Source organism: Sphingobium chlorophenolicum (assembly GCF_000722875.1).
Lineage (GTDB): Bacteria > Pseudomonadota > Alphaproteobacteria > Sphingomonadales > Sphingomonadaceae > Sphingobium > Sphingobium chlorophenolicum.
In genome coordinates this window covers 22,100-38,977 of sequence record NZ_JFHR01000007.1, presented here as the reverse complement: position 1 = coordinate 38,977, position 16,878 = coordinate 22,100, and the positions used below count along the sequence as shown (strand labels likewise).

The window sequence follows — 16,878 nt, the reverse complement described above, 5'->3', positions numbered from 1 at the left end:
GGCAGCCTCAGCCCGGCGCGATGTGGAAAGCCGATCTGCGCCGTCAGACTCTTCGATGCAGGTTCGGGACAGCCCATCCCCGATTTGAGCGAGGCACAAATCCGCGCCGCCGCTCGGCGCATCTACAGCGGCACCGGGGACATCGTCGCAGCCCGGCTGCTGACGACGGCGCCACTGGAAATGCAGGCGCGCAAGCCTCCCTATTGGCAGGTCGAATTCGATGCCTGGAACCGGCCAACCCTGTATCTCTCTCCGCAGACCGGTGAGCTGATCTCGCGCCGCCATGCGCTGTGGCGCGTGTTCGATTTCGCGTGGATGCTGCACATCATGGACTATGACGATCGCTCCGACGTCAACAATCCGCTGCTGCGCGTGGCGACCTGGAGTGCCCTTGCCATGGCGCTGGCCGGGGCTTGGCTGCTGCTTTGGTCGTTCCCGCGGCGCAGGAAGAAGGCATGAAGAAAATCCGGTTCACCCCGCTCATTTTTCGGCGCATCCACAAATGGGTCGGCCTGATCCTGGGCGTGCAGTTTCTCCTTTGGGCTCTGAGCGGCTCGATGATGGCCTTGCTCGATCAGGAGAAGGTCGGCGGACACAGTGCGCAGGCCAGCCATCAGCACGCCCTACCTGCCGGTGACTATATTGCGCCGGCAAAGCTCGCTCTTGATGGTCCCGTGCTCGGCATCGCCTTGCGGTCCCTTGCCACACGCCCCGTCTACGAGCTTCGATCCACCACGGGCACGCGGCTAATCGACGCGACGAGCGGCGCCCCGGTTCGGGTCGACGAGCAGGTCGCGCGCGACGTCGCGACGATGGTGAATGAAGCACCGATCCGCAAGGCAACGTTGCTCGCCGAACCGAATGTGGAAGCGCGCGAGCACGAAGGCACCATGTGGCGACTGGATTTCGCGGACGCAGAGAACAGCAGCGCCTACATCTCCGCCGACACCGGCCGATTCCTGGTCATGCGCGGCGACACATGGCGCACCTGGGATTTCTTCTGGATGCTCCACAATATGGACTATATGAACCGCACCAGCTTCAATCACCCGCTGATCGTCTTCGTTGCGTTCGGTACTTTGTGGCTGTCGGGGACGGGCTTCTACCTGCTGTTTAAGAGCTTCAGTCGCGCCGACGTGCGATGGTTGCGGCGCAGGCGCAAATCGGCCGTCAAGTTGGGCGCGGGCTGATCGCTAGGTCCCAACAGAAAGCCGATAGCTCGAACCGATTGCCCGGGTGCGTGAGCCAAGCGTGCGATACGAGACGTCCGCGACTCCAGGTTCTGCGCGTCATCATTAGCACTGGTTCTCCTTCAGCGAGGCCCAGCATTGTTCGCATGGCTGTATCCGGCATCGCCGCGCACACCCGGTGCTCTACTCGCTCGAGCGGGGCAACACGTGTCAGATATTCATTCGGCGTCGAGGCGCTGAAATCCCTCTCTCCGTAGCGTGGCGCAGCAGATGCCAGCACAAAGCGCTCCTCGACCTGAATTGGGAATTCGGTCTCGTGATGGACGATAAGCGAATGGAAGAGGCGCGTGCCCAAGCCGACTTCCAGCAGAGCTGCCCTTTCCGCATCAGCCCGTATCTCGATATTATAAATGACGCGCGCGCGATAGGCGTGGCCCCTGCCGCGCACCTCCTCCGCGATGTTGCGGATCTCGATCAGCTGCCCGATCGGCCGGGGCTCGGCGACAAAGCTGCCCCGCCCCGCCCGCCGTACCACGACACCGGCCGATTGCAGTTCCCGCAACGCCCGGTTTGCGGTCATGCGCGAGACTTTGAACGTCTCGACGAGCTCGGCCTCTGACGGCGTCTGGTCGCCGGGCTTCAGGCGACCTTCCCGGATGTCCTCGAAAATGCTGTCTTTGATCGCCACATAGCGAGGTTGCTTCTCCGCACCGGCAGCGTCGACCGCGGGTTCGCCCACAGAAGCAGCTTTCGTCCGGGGAGCGGATGCGCGGCTATGGGGGCGAGCGGGAGCATGCATCAAATGACTATACAGGTGGGGGCGAGCAAGTCCCAGTCATTCAAACAGGAAATCACCAGCGAGAGCCGAGGCGTGCGTGATCAATGCCGCGCGAAGACCTTCTGGCCCGAACTGCCGAACGACACCACCGCATAGGGTTGGCGGGCGGCGCCTGCCACTTCCATGCCCTCCGAGCCGATCGGCATCCCCGCCACCGCAATGCCTCTGACGCCTACGGGACGGGTTGCCAGCAGGCGCTTGATATCGGCGACCGGGACATGGCCCTCGATCAGATAGCCATCAACCATCGCGCTGTGGCAGGATGCCAGCGTGCCCGGCATGCCGGCCCTCCGCTGAAGCGCCCCGCGCGACGCATCGTCGCGCATGACGACCGTGCGGCCCAGCTTCGCGCGAAGCGCCTGGGCCCACTTCTCACAGCATCCACAACCCGGGTCCCGGTGGACGACGACATCATTCGCCGCAAGCGCTGCGCCGGGCAGGGCGAGGAACAGCAAGGCGGCAGAAAGACGGGTCTTCATGAACGGCTCCCGGAAGCATGCGATAGGGTTCCTAATGATCTATACGCATTGATGCCCCCTACCCCTCATCACGCTGAAGATTTCACGATGGCGCGCGGCCTCCAGGCGAGCGGCAAGGACACAAGCAGCGCCAGCGACAGACCACCAATCCCCCACAAGACTAAGTGCTGCGCCCCGGGAGCGACGACGGCGATCGCCAGCGGCGCGAGCGCCTGCCCGATGCTGGCGGCGGAATGCTGGAGACCGAGCTTCAGACCCGAAGGGGCTGCCGCACCGCTGATCCAGAAGCTGGTGACCAATCGAAGGGTTGCCGAGCTCCAGCCGGCAGCAACGATGATCCCACTGAGTTCGGCCATGCTCGCGGCGACAGGGAACAGGAAGAGCGCCGCAGCCAGCAGGCCGAGCGTCAGCCCCGCAAGCCGCCTCGGCATGGTCACCAGCCAATCGAGCCTCGCATGGAAGATCTGTGCTGCCAGCATGCCCAATCCGCAGAGACTGAGCATCCAGGCGATCTCTTCGCGGCTCAGCGAAATGACGCTCCGCGTCACCAGGAGATTGACATGCATCGCCGCCAGCCCGCCGCCCGCGACGATCGTGACGAAAAGCAGGATCAGCGTCGCGCCGAGCGTCGGCGCGGGCAGGTCTCCGCCATCGATGCAAGGTGCACACCAGCGCGGCAGACGCACGGCGCAAAGCGCCGCCCCGACGGCACCGATGCCGAAAGCGAGGATCATGAGGGGAGCGCGGGGCAGGATCGCGGCCGAGACCTCCGCCACCAGCGGACCGGCGAGATCGCCCAGAAACAAGAAGGCGGTCAGCCAGGTGAAGCGCCGCGCCTGGTCCGCGCGCTCGTTTGCGGCAAAGCTCGCGCAGAGCAAGCCCAACGGTATGATGGCGGCCGACGCCATCCCCGCCACCAGGCGCAATGCATAAAGCTCAGGCAGCCCGACGAGGCCGATCGGCGCGGTCACCAGGGCGAGGATGACCAGCGCTGCGCGCAACATCGCCCGATAGTCGACCCGGTCCGCGATCCAGCCCCAGAGCGGCGCCGCCAGCAAGGCTGCCAGGGGATGGACCGCGGTCAGGCTCGCGACATGAAAATCATGAGCGCTTGACGATAGCGCGCCACGAGCCGGGTCGACCAGTGCCGGAAGGAAGGCGAGAATGGCCGTCTGTCCCGCCGACGCCGCAGCCGCCGCGAGCAACAAGACGAAAAAGGAGGCCGGCCAGCGACCGTTGGCTTGCGATCCAGCCTTGTCACGCGGCGCGTTCGCGGTCGACCCCTCGAGTGGCCATCCGCGGATCACCACCAGGCGCGCAAGCCGATCACCAGCCTGTGTTCGGAAGGCCCTTCCCCGCGCAGGCGACGGAAATCGGCCGTGCCGTCAAATGCGCGCTCCCAGACGAAGCCGATATAGGGCGCGAACTTGCGCGACACCTCGTAGCGCAACCGTCCGCTCAGCTCGACATTGCTGAAGCCGCTGCCGAGCTGCCGATCGCTCGACCGCTTCGAATAGATATTGGTCTCCACCTGCGGCGTAAGGATCAACCGATTGGTGAACAAGACCTCATAGGACGCCTTGGCGCGCGCCGCGAGACGCCCATCGGTTCCTACATAGCCGGTGAGCTGGACGTCGAACCAATAGGGCGCCAGTCCCTCGACGCCGGCGGCCAGCCAGGTGGTCGCACCCTTGCCGAGATCCTGCCTGACCCCGAGCAGCGTGCCCCAGAACGGGTTCTTGCTGTGCCACCACAGCGCCTCGACGCTGCTCTCCGGATCGAGACGTTGGTCGCGGGAGTTCTTGAGCCCCTGGCTGCGCAGCCAGAGCTTGTCATTGTCCTGACCCTTGGTGACGAGCACGGTCCAGCCCACGCCCTGACCCTCGTTGCCGCTGGTGAACTCAAGCTCATCGACAAGTATCTTGGGGATTGAGAGCTTGTCGGCCATCTCATAGCCCGGCAGCGTCGAGTTGCGGTAGCCGTCGGCATAATCGTCCGAGTTGCGCGCGTCCGGCGGGGCCTGGCCGCCCTGCATCGAGCCCATGTCCATCGTGGCGCCGTTACCGGACGCCTTCGTGTCGGTCATATCCATGCCCGGCATGTCCATGCCCGCATGGTCCTGAGAGCCTTGCGCGGAAGGGGTGTGCTGAGCGGGAGTGGCCGTTTGGGCAGGGGTGGCGGCGGGCGACGGGGGCGAGGCATCCTGCGCGAGGGCGGGAGCCGTGATCGCCGGCGCCAGGAAGAGGGCAGCGCCAAGAGCGATGCCGCGCGAGGGGAAAATCCGGATCATGCGACCACCACCTCCCGGAACATGCCGGCCGCCATGTGATAGAGCAGATGGCAGTGGAAGGCCCATCGGCCCATGGCGTCGGCGGTGACGCGGAAGCTCACCCGCTGGGCGGGCTGGACCACGACCGTATGCTTGCGGACCTGGAAGGCGAGGTCCGGGCCTTCGACATCGCTCCACATGCCGTGCAGATGCATCGGATGCGCCATCATCGTGTCGTTGACGAAGGTGACGCGCAGCCGCTCGTTTGGCTTGAAATGAAGCGGCCTGGAATCGTTGAGCTTGATGCCGTCGAGCGACCAGATGAACCGTTCCATATTGCCCGTCAGATGCAGCTCGATGTCGCGCTCGGGCTCGCGCGGGTCGGGATCGCCGCCCGGCGTGCGCAGATCGGCCAGCGTCAGCACGCGCCAGCCGCGCCCGCGCAGCCCGGCGCCGGGATCGTCGAGATTGGTGCGCGGATAGTCGACGCGCATGTCGGTATTGGCGCCATATTCGGTGCGGGCGTGCCGTGCCCTGGCCGGCATCTCGGTCATGCCGTGCCCGGCATGCGCGTCGCCTCCCATTGCGCCCATCGTCGCCATCGCGCCCATCATGTCGACCGGCTCGAGCCAGGTCCGGGCATCGAGCGGCGGCACGGCTGCCGCCATGCCCGGGGCCGGTGCGATCGTGCCACGCGCATAGCCGCTCCGATCGATCGCCTGCGCGAAGATGGTGCGGGCGCCGCCCTCGGGCATGGTGAACTCGACGTCGTAGGTCTCGCCCGGGCCGATCCGGAATTCCTCGACCGTGACCGGCTCGACCGGCTGCCCGTCGGTCGATACGACCGTCAGCTCGACCCCGGGGATCCGCACGTCGAAGAACGTCGCCGTCCCCGCGCCGACGAAGCGCAGGCGCACGCGCTCGCCGGGCGCGGCGATACCGGTCCAGTTGCCGGCGGGCGGCGCGCCGTTCATCAGATAGGTGTAGGTCGCGGCAGAGACATCGCTGTAGTCGGTCGGGTTCATCCGCGAGCTGTTCCACATCCGCCGCCGCTCGAGCGCCTTGCCCAAGCCCATGGTGCCGACATCCTTGAGGAAATCGCCGGCGGTCGGCTGCGCAAAATTATAGTAGCTGCTCTGCTTCTTGAGATTGAGGAAGATCTGCAGCGGCGGCTCGTCCGACCAGTCGCTGAGCACGATGCAATAGTCGCGATCGGGCGCCCGCGCCGTCGGCACCTGTTTTGGCTCCACGATGATCGCTCCATAGAGTCCCGTCTGCTCGGCGAGCGTGTGAGCGTGATACCAGTAGGTTCCGCTCTGGCGGACCTCGAAGCGATAGGTGAAGGTCTCGCCCGGCGCGATGCCGGCAAAGCTGATGCCGGGCACGCCGTCCATCTCCGCCGGCACGATGATGCCGTGCCAATGGATGCTCGACATCTCCTTGAGGCCGTTGCGTACGCGCAGCGTGACCGTGTCGCCTTCGCGCAGGCGCAGGACCGGCGCGGGCACGCTGCCGTTCACGGCGGTCGCGATACGGCGTTTGCCGGTGAAGTTGACCGGCAGCTCGGCGATCTCGAGGTCGAACTCGGTCCCGCTCAGCTCAGCGGGCAAGGTTGGTGCGGATCGCGCGAGAAGCGCCGGGGCGAAACCGGCGACCGCGCCGCCGATCGCCAGCCCCTGGACGAAACGGCGCCGCGCGATCGGCCGGATATGTAAGGGAGACATGAACTGTACTTTCGCGAAGTCGGCTTCAGGCGAGGTCGAGGACGATCCGGCCCTCGATGTCGCCATGATGCATGCGGGAGAAGACGTCGTTGATGTTCTCCAGCTTGTCTGCATGGACCGTGGCCTTGACCTTGCCCTCGCCGGCGAACGCCAGTGCCTCGAGCAGATCGAGCCGCGTGCCGACGATCGAGCCGCGCACGGTAATGCCGTTCAGCACGGTGTCGAAGATCGACAACGGGAAGTCGCCCGGCGGCAGGCCGTTGAGCGCGACCGTGCCGCCGCGCCGGACCATGCCGAGCGCCTGCTGGAACGCCTTGGGCGAAACGGCGGTCACCAGCGCCCCGTGCGCGCCGCCAATGGCTTTCTTGAGCGCTGCCGAAGGGTCCTCGTTGCGCGCGTTGACCGTCAGTGTGGCGCCAAGGCGTGTAGCGAGGTCGAGCTTGCTATCGTCGATGTCGACCGCGGCCACATTGAGACCCATGGCTCGGGCATATTGCACCGCCATGTGGCCGAGCCCGCCAATGCCGGAGACGACCACCCACTCGCCGGGTCGGGCCTCGGTGGCCTTCAATCCCTTGTAGACGGTGACGCCCGCGCAGAGGATCGGCGCAATGTCGAGGAAGTCGACATTGTCGGGAAGGTGACCAACATAGTTGGGATCGGCGAGGACATATTCGGCAAAGCTGCCATTGACCGAATAGCCGGTGTTCTGCTGTTCGTGGCAAAGCGTCTCCCAGCCACCCAGGCAATGCACGCAGTGCCCGCAGGCGGTGTAGAGCCAGGGCACACCGACCCGGTCGCCTTCCTTCACATGGGTGACGCCGGCACCAATGGCGGCGACATGCCCGACGCCCTCATGGCCAGGAATGAAGGGCGGGTTGGGCTTGACCGGCCAGTCCCCTTCTGCCGCGTGCAGGTCGGTATGGCACACGCCGGTTGCCGCAATCTTGACCAGGACCTGCCCGGGGCCGACCGTCGGGATCGGCGCGTCCTCGATGACCAGGGGCTTGCCAAATTCGCGGACGACCGCCGCCTTCATGGTTTTCGCCATGTCCGTTTCTCCTTTTAAGCGGGGGGTCAGAATAGGCCGAGCGCGTGCTCGTCATAGGAGACGAGCAGATTCTTGGTCTGCTGATAATGATCGAGCATCATCCGGTGGTTTTCACGCCCGAAGCCCGATGCCTTGTATCCGCCGAAGGCGGCATGGGCGGGGTACTGATGATAGCAGTTGGTCCAGACCCGCCCGGCCTCGATCGCGCGGCCGAGCCGGTAGGCGGTGTTGCCGCTCCGGGTCCAGACGCCCGCGCCAAGACCGTAGGCGGTGTCATTGGCAAGTGCGATCGCCTCCTCGACCGTCTTGAACGTGGTGACCGACAGGACGGGACCGAAGATCTCCTCCTGGAAGATGCGCATGTGGTTCTGACCCACGAACACGGTCGGCTGCACGAAATAGCCCTGGTCGAGCGCACCGCCCGGCAGCGCCCTGGCGCCACCGACCAGACACTGCGCGCCCTCGGCCTTGCCGATATCGATATAGCCCAGGATCTTGTGGAGCTGGTCCTCCGACGCCTGCGCGCCGACCTGGACCGACGGGTCGAGCGGATCGCCCTGGCGGATCGCGGCGACGCGCGCCACGGCGCGCTCGATGAAGCGGTCGAAGATCGACTCATGGATCAGGGCGCGCGACGGGCAGGTACAGACCTCGCCCTTGTTGAAGGCGAACAAAGTAAAGCCTTCGAGCGCCTTGTCGAAGAAGGCATCGTCCTCGTCGAGCACGTCCGCCATGAAGATGTTGGGCGACTTGCCGCCAAGCTCCATCGTCTGGGGGATCAGATGGTCCGCCGCGGCGTGCATGATCTGCTTGCCGGTGACGGTCTCGCCGGTGAACGAGACCTTGGCGATGCGCGGATTGGCGGCGATCGCCTGGCCAACGGTCCGTCCCGGGCCGGTAACGACATTGAGCACGCCGGGCGGCAGGATGTCGGCGGTGAGCTCGGCGAACATCAGCAAGGTGAGCGGCGTCTGGGATGCGGGTTTGATGACGGTGCAGTTGCCCGCCGCCAGCGCCGGGGCGATCTTCCACGCCGCCATCAGCAGCGGGAAGTTCCACGGGATGATCTGGCCGACGACGCCGAGCGGCTCGCGGAAATGATAGGCCATGGTGTCCGCATCGATCGTCGAGATGCCGCCTTCCTCCGCCCGGATGCAGCCGGCGAAGTAGCGGAAATGGTCGATCGCGAGCGGCACGTCGGCAGCGCGCGTCTCGCGGATCGGCTTGCCATTGTCGATCGTCTCGGCAAGTGCCAGCAACTCCAGATTGTCTTCGAGCCGGTCGGCGACGCGATTGAGAATCCTGGCGCGTTCGGCGGGCGCGATCCTTGCCCATTGATCCTTGGCGGCGTGCGCCGCATCGAGCGCGCGCTCGACATCTTCCGGCGTCGACAGCGCGAACTCTGCGATCTGGGCGCCATTGATCGGGCTCGTGTCGGCGAAATACTCGCCGCCCGCAGGAGCGCTCCAGCGGCCTCCGATGAAATTATCATAGCGGTGTCGGAAGGAGGCCGCCGCGTTAATGGTCCCGATCGCCTTCTCGAACATAACCTGACTCCATCTCTATCGATGGCCTGACGGAGTAATCTCTTTGCCCGGGTGGCCTATAAGTAAGTTCCGCAGAAGGTAGTCTGGTATCGGGGTCGCGGGCTTGAGGGTCAGACACGCCAACAGAGCCGATGACTATTCATCGACTCCTGAACGTATTCGCGCACGCCTGATCGGAATTATGCCGAGACAGGCGTTACTCGGCCGAGTCTTCTTTTGGCGAGGGCGGCGCTTGGCATTCCAATTCTGGCGTTACGCCCGGACGCGCTTTAGGCTCACCCAATCGCCTTTCTGAAGCGTCCCGTCCCTCACGCGGAAATGAGCATAATGGTCGTCGAAAATCTGGTCGACTTCGACATGACCGACAAGACGGCGGTGGCGCGGCGTTGCGTGATAGACTTCGAGTATCTGCCCGATGTGCGCGCCATCGGCCTTACCCAGGCAGGCCACTGTGCCGCCCGCATCCATACGGACGATCTTGCCGCGCATGAACAAGCTATGGCCGATACCCTGTGCGAGGAGCGGCGTGCTGCCAAAGAGCAGAAGCCAACAGCAGCACCGACGCCAAGATGTTTTCGCATCGCTGTTTCCTCTGTCAAGTCAGACGCTCGGACCCGGTTTTGAAAGCTGGGAGCACGGGGCGACGCTGGGCATCGTCAAAGAACTGGCCCGCCGCGGGGGAACGGCGGGCCCTCAGCCCCTGGGGTCTGTTCTCGGGGCTGGAAACCTCACATGTCGCTCATCGGCTTGTCGGCCATGGGCTTGGCGGTCTTCTTCTTCGCCGCCGGCTTGGCCTTCTTCATCGGCATCTTGCAGCAGCCACTCTTCGCCTTACCGGCCATGCCCGAGCCGTTCGATGCAGGCGAGCCGCCGGACATGCCGGCCATCCCCGACATGCCCTGTTGATCCTGCTGGGCCGGTTGCCCCTGCTGCTTCTGCGCGCCGGCCTGATGATCCTTCATCATCTGATCGTGCATCTGCTGCCCGCCATGATCCATGCCCTGCTGGTGGGCATGGGCCGGCGCAGCCTGCGCGGGCGCGGGCGTCGACTGGGCGAGAGCGGTGCCGGCGGCGAAGGTTAGCGTCGCGAAGAGGCTGACGGGCGCCGCGAGAAATGTCGTCTGTCGCATTGAGGGTCTCCGAGTGTTCTTCCTGTTGCCCGATCGACGTTCCGATCCCGGCAATTCCGAAGCTTCAATGCTGCTAGCGAGACGCTGTCTGTATACGTAAGTTACGAATCGAAATCCGATCGGCCGTGTGCCTGCTGGAGCAGGCGCGTAAAATGATGATCCGGGATCGATCAAAAATGTGACCCGGCCTGGTTTTCTCGTCCTGAGACCGGCCAGAAAAGCGATTGGCCCGCCGTGGGAACGGCGGACCAAGGCTTCGGTTGAAAGCGGCCATGATCTTGTCCGTCAACCTTGTCGTCTGATGGAATGATGGCAGGGTCAGCAACCACCGTCCGACCTGTGTGACATGCCGGAGGCGCCGTCCTGGTCCTGCGAATCCCGCATCGCCATTCGATGGCCCTGCATCATCTGGCCGTGCATCTGCTCCTTACCGTGAGCCATGCCCTGCATGTGGGCAGGATCGGGCTGGGCAGGCGCCGGCCTGGCCTTGAGGGTCTCCTCAAGATCGGGCATGCCCGGCGGCATCCCGTCCGCCAGCACCGGTCCGGCACTGACGGCGAGGAAGCCGAGAGCTGCCAGCGAAGCGATCATTGCCGTCTTCTTGCGCAAGTATCCATTCCTTCAAGTCTGGGTTTCCCGTTCGATCGAGCATATGCCCGGTCGATTGTCGCCCCTTCCGGAGCTTGCCCGTGAAATGGTGTCACCTTCCGCCTTGCTGTATACGTAATGTGCGAAGTCCGTCTCTGAGATGGCCATAAATTATCGCACTGGCATCGTTGTTGTGCCGATGTGTAACTATGGTTCGGACTCGAGAGCAGGACAGGTCGGCAACAGTGACTAATCCATGGCGGCCAGCAGACGCTCGAGAGGAATAGTGGCAAAAGTGGTGAAGCTGTCAGCAATGGCATAAGGCAGTACCAGCACCCGATTATGTACCATCGCGCCGCAGCTGTAGGCTACGTTTGGCACATAACCTTCGCGCTCATCCATGTCCGACCGCAAAAGCGGTAGCTTCGTCCGCGCCAGCAGCTTCGAGGGATCGTCACGGTCCAGCAGGCACGCCCCGATGCAATAGTTCCGAACGGCGCCGACTCCATGAGTTACGACCAGCCAGCCTTCGTCGATCTCGATCGGCGATCCGCAATTACCGATCTGGACAAACTCCCAAGGCCAGCGAGGTTCGATGGCTTTCGCTCCGCCACTCCAGTCGTGAATGTCCGCGGACGTCAGGAACCAGATATTTTCGTTATCCTCGCGCCCAAGCATGGCAAAGTGCCCGGCAATGCGTCGGGGGAAAAGCGCCATGCCCTTGCTACCGGTGGCATCCCCACGCAGCGGTCTGAGTTCGAATGTCCGGAAGTCCGGCGTGGACAACAACTCCTGCCGGACGGACTGGCCGCTAAATGCCGTATATGTACCGAAATAGGTGGCTCGGCCATCGTCGTCCAGGAAGCGGACCAAGCGAAGGTCTTCGATGCCACCACGCTGGCTGGGGGTTGTCGGAAAGATCACGATCTCCGAGAGATCGTGGCTGCCATCGCACTTGATCCGAATGCCCGCGTCCGGCCCGTCCTCGCCGGAGATGTTTTCAGTCTCCAGCACGAGCGGCATGGGGCTCGGAGGATTGATTGCTATGGTTCCGTCCGCGGCGCAAAACCCGGTGCGAAAGGTGACGGAGGAGATATGCCCCTCGCCCACGCCTCGCAGGGAAAGAATGAATCGGAGAGAGTTTTCAGGTACAGCAGACTGATCAGGATGCAGGACGATGCTCGGATTGAAAAGCGCTGCTGCCTCATAGGAATATTCGTTGCAAAAATGGGCACCGATCAAGAGCGCCTGTTCATGGGTGACCTCGCAATCACAGACGATGATGCCATCAACCTCGTGGAACCGCCGCAAAAACAGGGACGGAACCTCACGATGCCTTCCCGAGAAATCATCAAGAATGCGTTGCAACTCATCGTGGAGCGATGCTGGGTCGAGCGCCAGGACGCGGTCGGCGATGCGCTGCGCACGTGGCTGATCCGGTACCGCATATTTATAGGTTTCCGTCGACGGCATATAGGGTCTGATCACTACCCTTGCTGGATTGGGGCGGAGCAATTCGGGTAGCCGGTTGACAAATTCGGCGGTTGACACTGACTTCTCCAATACAGATCGACCGTGGAGCGTTCACGCAATCGTAAAGATGGTGCTCGGCATTACCCGACTATCGGGTGGCGGCACGGAAGGCTCCGGCGATGGCGGGTGCGATGATTTCCGCCGTTGCCGGATACTCGGACTTTGTGCCACGTGCCATGATCGCTGTCCTGGCGTAGTTGTCGGACACACAAGCTGTGACCGGGGGCTCTGGCCTGAACGTGACTATGTGGGGCACGTGCGAAGCGCGCCGCTCAGCTCGACATGTCCGCCATCGTTCGGCAGCTCGCCGCGCATTTCTTGCAGGTGGCCGAGCAACGCGCGATCCGCTGGTCCGCGCTATGGCGTCCGCATTCCTCGGCGCAGCGCTCGCAAGCGTCGGCGCAGGCGCGGCAGACGATGCGGTGCAGGGCAGATTCCCGCAGCATCGAGTTGGCGGTCGCCTGGCACAGTTCCGCACAGTCGTTCAGCATGGCGATCAGCGACGCCGTAGCTGACGCGCCGCCTTGCTTCGTCAGCCAAGCGGCGGTTTCCAGGCACATGCGGTGCGAAGCCACGCAATCGTCGATGCAGTCCGTCATCGACATCGCCATCCCTTCCATTCGATGCTGCTGCGCCGCCGCCGGCACAGCCAGCGTTCCGGCGGCGGCAAGGCCGGCGCCGGCCATCAGCAATTCGCGTCTCTCGATCATCATGCACCTCCCATCTGCTATCCCTTGAGCGCTGTGCCGCATCCGGCGGCCTCAGCCGTCGCAGGCGACCCATCCGACGCCGCACGCGCCTTCTCCCGCGCCATCCGGGTTTCCTCCCAGGGCCAGTGGCCGTTGATCTCGACCCCGAGCGAGATGCTCAGGAAGGTCCGCACCAGCACCAGCCCGGCCAGAACGATGAGATCGTCGAGCGTTGGGTTGATCACCAGCGACTTGACGATGTCGCCGGCGACCAGAAATTCCAGGCCGAGCAGGATGCTGCGGCCGAGCGCCGAGCGGAACGCGCTATAGGCCTCGGTTCGGTCGCCCGCCCTCGCCCGCCGCGCAAACAGAAAGGTTGCGAGCCCCGCGCCGACCAGGATGGTCAGCGTGCCCGCCAGTTCCAGGCCGATCACCGCGAGCCGGAAGAAGGCGCTCAGCCAGTCGGCCTCAATGGTGATCATACCAGCCTCGCTTGCGGATATTGTTGAAGCTGTCGGTGGCGTGACAGGCATAGCATTGGTCGACGCGCGCCTTCGATCCGGCTGCGCGCTGCGAGACCATGCTGAAATGCTCCATGAAGTGACTCGGCGGCGCCTTGTGGCACTCGGCGCACTGCGTCGAATTGACCGATGGATGGCGGTAATTGGCGATCTTCCAGCTGTCGGTCTTGTGGCAGCTCGCGCAGTCGGTGCCGAACAGGCCCTGGTGCGGATCGCGGAACGCATGGCAGCTCGCGCAATTGAGCGCGGTCTCGGGGGTCAGGCTTCGAGTGTTTGTCGACATGCCCGCCAAAGGCTGCCGCCACTTCGCCATGTCGAGCAACGCGGCGTGATCCATGCGGATGATGCCGCGCTCTCCCTCATGTTCGACGTGGCAGGAGGTGCACTGCGTCGCTTTCGCGTGGAACTGCGTCGACTGCTTCGTCCCGAAATCGGTGCCCGCATGGCAGGTGAGACAGGTCCGGGTTTCGACGCCCTTGCCCGGCGTGTGGCAGGCCGTGCATTGGCCGGCAAAGGACTGGTGCGCGCTCGAGAGCGGGCCGGGCGAGACGAGCTGCGCCACCAGGCCGGCATCCCTCGGCGCGTCCGATCGCATCCGGATCGCGACCGCGGCGACCATCACCAGCAGGGCTGCGATGAAGACGGCGTAGGAAAGACGCTGCCAGCTCATAGCCAGCGCAGCCCGTAATAGATCGCCGCGCCGACGTGGAGCGCGAGCAGCGCGAAGATGAGACAGCCCAGCAGGATGTGCAGGAACCGCCACCGCGCGAACAGGGTGTTGGTTGCCTCTTCGGCACGGATCGCGAATTCGGTATCGGCCAGCGCTGCGGCGATCCCCGCCTTGTCCTCGGGGCGCTGGCCCGCGGACGCATCCCCGGCGACGAACAGATAGCGCTTCCAGCCCGACAGCGGCGGGGCTGCGGTATCGGCCTGCGTCGGCGCCGCCGGCTCCTCGAGGAAGGCGGCGCGAAGCGAGGCCAGTTCTGACCTGCGTCCGCGCAGCGCCCGACCAAGCTGGGCAAGCAGGTAGCGGCCGATGAAGCCGGTGATGACCGTCATCAGCAGGAGGACGGTCAGAAGCAGGCCGACCGGGCTTTCGAGCTTGTGCGCGGCGTGGACCAGACCCAGGATCGGCGCCAGCACGCCGGCATAGATGTGGATGGCGAGCAGGGTTGGCTTGCTGACGACCCGGGAGAGCGCCTTGTCGACCCAGGCGATGTGCTTGGCCGCGACATAAGGAAGCGTCAGCAGCATCAGCACGAGCGCTGCGATCCCGATGATCCCGCCGGCCAGGCTACCCGGAAAGCGGGGCGACACATGCACGAGATAGCCGAACGGGAACAGCAGCAGGAACGCGACCAGCAGGCCCACGGCAATGTCGCTGCGTTCGCGCATCAGGCTTCGACCACGAGCGGCGTGCCCGTCCCCTTCGCCTGGCACGCGAGCACATAGCCTTGCGCCTTGTCGGCGGGCGCAAGGCCGGATTCGACCTCCATCGTCACTTCGCCCTGCAGCAGCTTGACCACGCAGGCGCCGCATGTGCCCGCACGGCATGCATAGGGGATCTCGACGCCCGCGCCCTCGGCCGCCTCCAGCACGGTCTCGTCCGCGGGCAAGGCCGCCGACACCCCCGACACGGAGAAGGTCACCGTGCTCGGCGCCACCTCGGCGCTCGGGGCCGGCTTATCCGCTGGCGGGGGCGCGGGCTTGACCTCGAGATCCTCGTGGTCGGCCGGCAGCGAGGCCGGACCGAACGCCTCGGTGTGCAGCTGCGCTTCGGGGACGCCGAGTTCCGCCAGCACGCCGCGCATCGCGCCCATCATCGCCGGCGGGCCGCACATATGGATGCGCCGGCTCGCGATCTCCGGCACCGCGGCCAGGATCATCTCGCGCGTGATCGGCCCTTCGGGGCCCATCCAGACGGTGCCGGGCGCGCGCTGCATCGCGGCGACGACATGGAGGTTGGGAAAACGGCGTTCGAGCCGCTCGAGCTCGTCGCGGAACACGAATTCCTCGGTCGACCGTGCGCCGTAGAAGAAGAAGATATCACCCTTCCACGCGGTGTCGGTGAGATAGCGCAGCACCGACATCATCGGGGTGATGCCGACCCCGCCCGCGATCAGCACGATGCTCTGGGCATCCGTTCCCGTGAAGGTGAAGGCGCCGAACGGTCCGCTGACCTTCAGCAGATCGTCGGCGACGACCTTGTCGTGCAGGTATCGCGAGACCACGCCCTGCTCCTCGCGCTTGACCGTCAGTTCGACATAGGCCCGCTGGGTCGGCGAAGAGGCGATCGTGTAGGAACGGCGCGCGGTCTTGCCCGCTTCGGGCTCTACCTCGACCTGCAGGAACTGGCCCGGCAGGAAGTCGAACGGCAGCCGGTCGGCGGTCGGGTCCGCGAGCCGGAAGGTCAGCACGCTCGGCGTCTCTCGCACGATCTGGACCACGCGCAGCTGCCCCGCCCAGCTTTTGGGCTTGCGCAGCGACGCCCCAGCGGGTGCGGCCGCATTGCTCGGCGCGAGCCCGGCGCTGTCGGCAACGGGTGCAGGCGCGGGCGCAACCCTGGTAGCGGGAGGGGCAGCCTTCGGCTCCGGCTTTGCTGGAACCTTGGCGGTGGCGACACCGCCGGCGATCGCCCCGATCCGCCGCAGGCGGAAGATCTGCAGCGCGATAAGCGTGGCGCTCACCAGCCCCAGGAACAGCATGAGAAGGAGGTGCGAGGGCGAGATGCCGAACCAGTGATCGGCATGGCCGGGCGCGGCCTGGTCGATGTCGAGCTGATCGCGCAGCCAGGCAAGCCCGACCTCCCGGGGCGGCTGCAAGCCCCCGATCGCGCCCTGCGCGGCGGTGCCGGAGCGGAACAGGTCGGTTCCCTCGCGCAGGCGCCGCGCCGCATCGAGCCGGGCCGAGACCGTGGTCGCACGCGCGCCGTCGGCCGAGGCGGCGTTGATCATCGCCAGACCCGTGCTTACCCGTTCGCCGGCCTGCGCAGCGACCCGCTGCCTTGCCGCTTCGTCAAGCGCGGGAAAGGCGAGCAGCTGCGAGATGAAGCCGGTCCGGCGCGATTCGTGGCCGTGCTCATTCTCCCCTTCCCCATTGATCATGCGATCCATCATGGGGTTCATCATCTTCGCCATGTTCGACGACCCCGGCTCTGCCGGTGCGGACATGCCCCCGCCGGCCGGCATGCCTGCGCCATGATGCGCGGCATGATCCTCGCCCTCCTGCGCGCCCGCGCTCGCGGACAGGCTGAGAGCGATTGCGCAGCCGAGGCTCAAGCGTCGAAGGCTGATCCGCCTGGACATCCTCATCCCCTTAG

General features: G+C 65.1%; 17 protein-coding genes and 1 pseudogene. 2 read left to right on the top strand and 16 right to left on the bottom strand.

Translation table 11 applies throughout. From position 1 onward, the window contains the following. The first annotated feature begins 84 nt into the window (after nucleotides 1-84). The gene (locus BV95_RS04575) at nucleotides 85-459 is read left to right on the top strand and encodes a hypothetical protein (protein WP_234703093.1); all 375 of its coding nucleotides are present in this window, start codon (nucleotides 85-87) and stop codon (nucleotides 457-459) included. Next, complete coding sequence (locus tag BV95_RS04570) at nucleotides 456-1,190, top strand: PepSY domain-containing protein (protein WP_037447984.1); 735 nt, start codon at nucleotides 456-458, stop codon at nucleotides 1,188-1,190. The genes BV95_RS04575 and BV95_RS04570 overlap by 4 nt, the downstream gene beginning before the upstream one ends. Here BV95_RS04570 and hutC read toward each other — a convergent pair. The 16 genes and pseudogenes from hutC to BV95_RS04490 all read right to left on the bottom strand — a co-directional run bounded on the left by hutC (nucleotide 1,171) and on the right by BV95_RS04490 (nucleotide 16,864). Further along, nucleotides 1,171-1,929, bottom strand: a complete 759-nt coding sequence (gene hutC / locus BV95_RS04565) for a histidine utilization repressor (RefSeq protein ID WP_037447981.1) — start codon at nucleotides 1,927-1,929, stop codon at nucleotides 1,171-1,173. The genes BV95_RS04570 and hutC overlap by 20 nt on opposite strands. A gap of 140 nt (nucleotides 1,930-2,069) precedes the next feature. Next, nucleotides 2,070-2,507 (bottom strand): DUF411 domain-containing protein, encoded by a 438-nt coding sequence (locus BV95_RS04560; RefSeq protein ID WP_004213035.1) that lies wholly within the window; start codon nucleotides 2,505-2,507, stop codon nucleotides 2,070-2,072. Nucleotides 2,508-2,575: 68 nt separating this feature from the next. Next, a complete protein-coding gene (locus BV95_RS04555) occupies nucleotides 2,576-3,817 on the bottom strand; it encodes an MFS transporter (RefSeq protein WP_015449261.1) in 1,242 nt (413 codons plus the stop codon). Then, nucleotides 3,811-4,797, bottom strand: a complete 987-nt coding sequence (locus tag BV95_RS04550) for a copper resistance protein B (RefSeq protein WP_015449262.1) — start codon at nucleotides 4,795-4,797, stop codon at nucleotides 3,811-3,813. Before BV95_RS04550 ends, BV95_RS04555 begins: the two co-directional genes overlap by 7 nt. Then, nucleotides 4,794-6,500, bottom strand: coding sequence for a copper resistance system multicopper oxidase (locus BV95_RS04545; protein ID WP_037447979.1), 1,707 nt, complete (start codon nucleotides 6,498-6,500; stop codon nucleotides 4,794-4,796). Before BV95_RS04545 ends, BV95_RS04550 begins: the two co-directional genes overlap by 4 nt. Before the next feature lie 25 nt (nucleotides 6,501-6,525). Further along, the gene (gene adhP / locus BV95_RS04540; RefSeq protein ID WP_037447976.1) at nucleotides 6,526-7,551 is read right to left on the bottom strand and encodes an alcohol dehydrogenase AdhP; all 1,026 of its coding nucleotides are present in this window, start codon (nucleotides 7,549-7,551) and stop codon (nucleotides 6,526-6,528) included. 26 nt (nucleotides 7,552-7,577) lie between these two features. Continuing rightward, nucleotides 7,578-9,098, bottom strand: coding sequence for an aldehyde dehydrogenase family protein (locus tag BV95_RS04535; protein ID WP_037447974.1), 1,521 nt, complete (start codon nucleotides 9,096-9,098; stop codon nucleotides 7,578-7,580). A gap of 252 nt (nucleotides 9,099-9,350) precedes the next feature. Then, a pseudogene (locus BV95_RS24910) lies at nucleotides 9,351-9,679 on the bottom strand (hypothetical protein). A gap of 147 nt (nucleotides 9,680-9,826) precedes the next feature. Beyond that, nucleotides 9,827-10,228 carry a hypothetical protein gene (locus tag BV95_RS24235; protein ID WP_015449265.1) on the bottom strand — a complete coding sequence of 134 codons (402 nt, stop codon included), beginning with the start codon at nucleotides 10,226-10,228 and terminating at the stop codon, nucleotides 9,827-9,829. 318 nt (nucleotides 10,229-10,546) lie between these two features. Next, nucleotides 10,547-10,837, bottom strand: coding sequence for a hypothetical protein (locus BV95_RS04520; protein WP_007406388.1), 291 nt, complete (start codon nucleotides 10,835-10,837; stop codon nucleotides 10,547-10,549). Between the two features lie 228 nt (nucleotides 10,838-11,065). Beyond that, the gene (locus BV95_RS04515; RefSeq protein ID WP_438830636.1) at nucleotides 11,066-12,367 is read right to left on the bottom strand and encodes a glycoside hydrolase family 130 protein; all 1,302 of its coding nucleotides are present in this window, start codon (nucleotides 12,365-12,367) and stop codon (nucleotides 11,066-11,068) included. Nucleotides 12,368-12,621: 254 nt separating this feature from the next. Beyond that, nucleotides 12,622-13,062: a four-helix bundle copper-binding protein gene (locus BV95_RS04510; RefSeq protein WP_015449267.1), complete on the bottom strand. Its 441-nt coding sequence runs from the start codon at nucleotides 13,060-13,062 to the stop codon at nucleotides 12,622-12,624. A 14-nt stretch (nucleotides 13,063-13,076) separates the two neighbouring features. Beyond that, nucleotides 13,077-13,520, bottom strand: a complete 444-nt coding sequence (locus tag BV95_RS04505; protein ID WP_007406411.1) for a DUF1622 domain-containing protein — start codon at nucleotides 13,518-13,520, stop codon at nucleotides 13,077-13,079. Continuing rightward, nucleotides 13,507-14,229, bottom strand: coding sequence for a hypothetical protein (locus BV95_RS04500; protein WP_007406380.1), 723 nt, complete (start codon nucleotides 14,227-14,229; stop codon nucleotides 13,507-13,509). Before BV95_RS04500 ends, BV95_RS04505 begins: the two co-directional genes overlap by 14 nt. Continuing rightward, entirely contained in the window at nucleotides 14,226-14,954 is a 729-nt protein-coding gene (locus BV95_RS04495) for a hypothetical protein (protein WP_037447969.1), read from the bottom strand. Before BV95_RS04495 ends, BV95_RS04500 begins: the two co-directional genes overlap by 4 nt. Further along, nucleotides 14,954-16,864 (bottom strand): 2Fe-2S iron-sulfur cluster-binding protein, encoded by a 1,911-nt coding sequence (locus BV95_RS04490; RefSeq protein WP_037448232.1) that lies wholly within the window; start codon nucleotides 16,862-16,864, stop codon nucleotides 14,954-14,956. Before BV95_RS04490 ends, BV95_RS04495 begins: the two co-directional genes overlap by 1 nt. Between the last annotated feature and the right edge of the window lie 14 nt (nucleotides 16,865-16,878).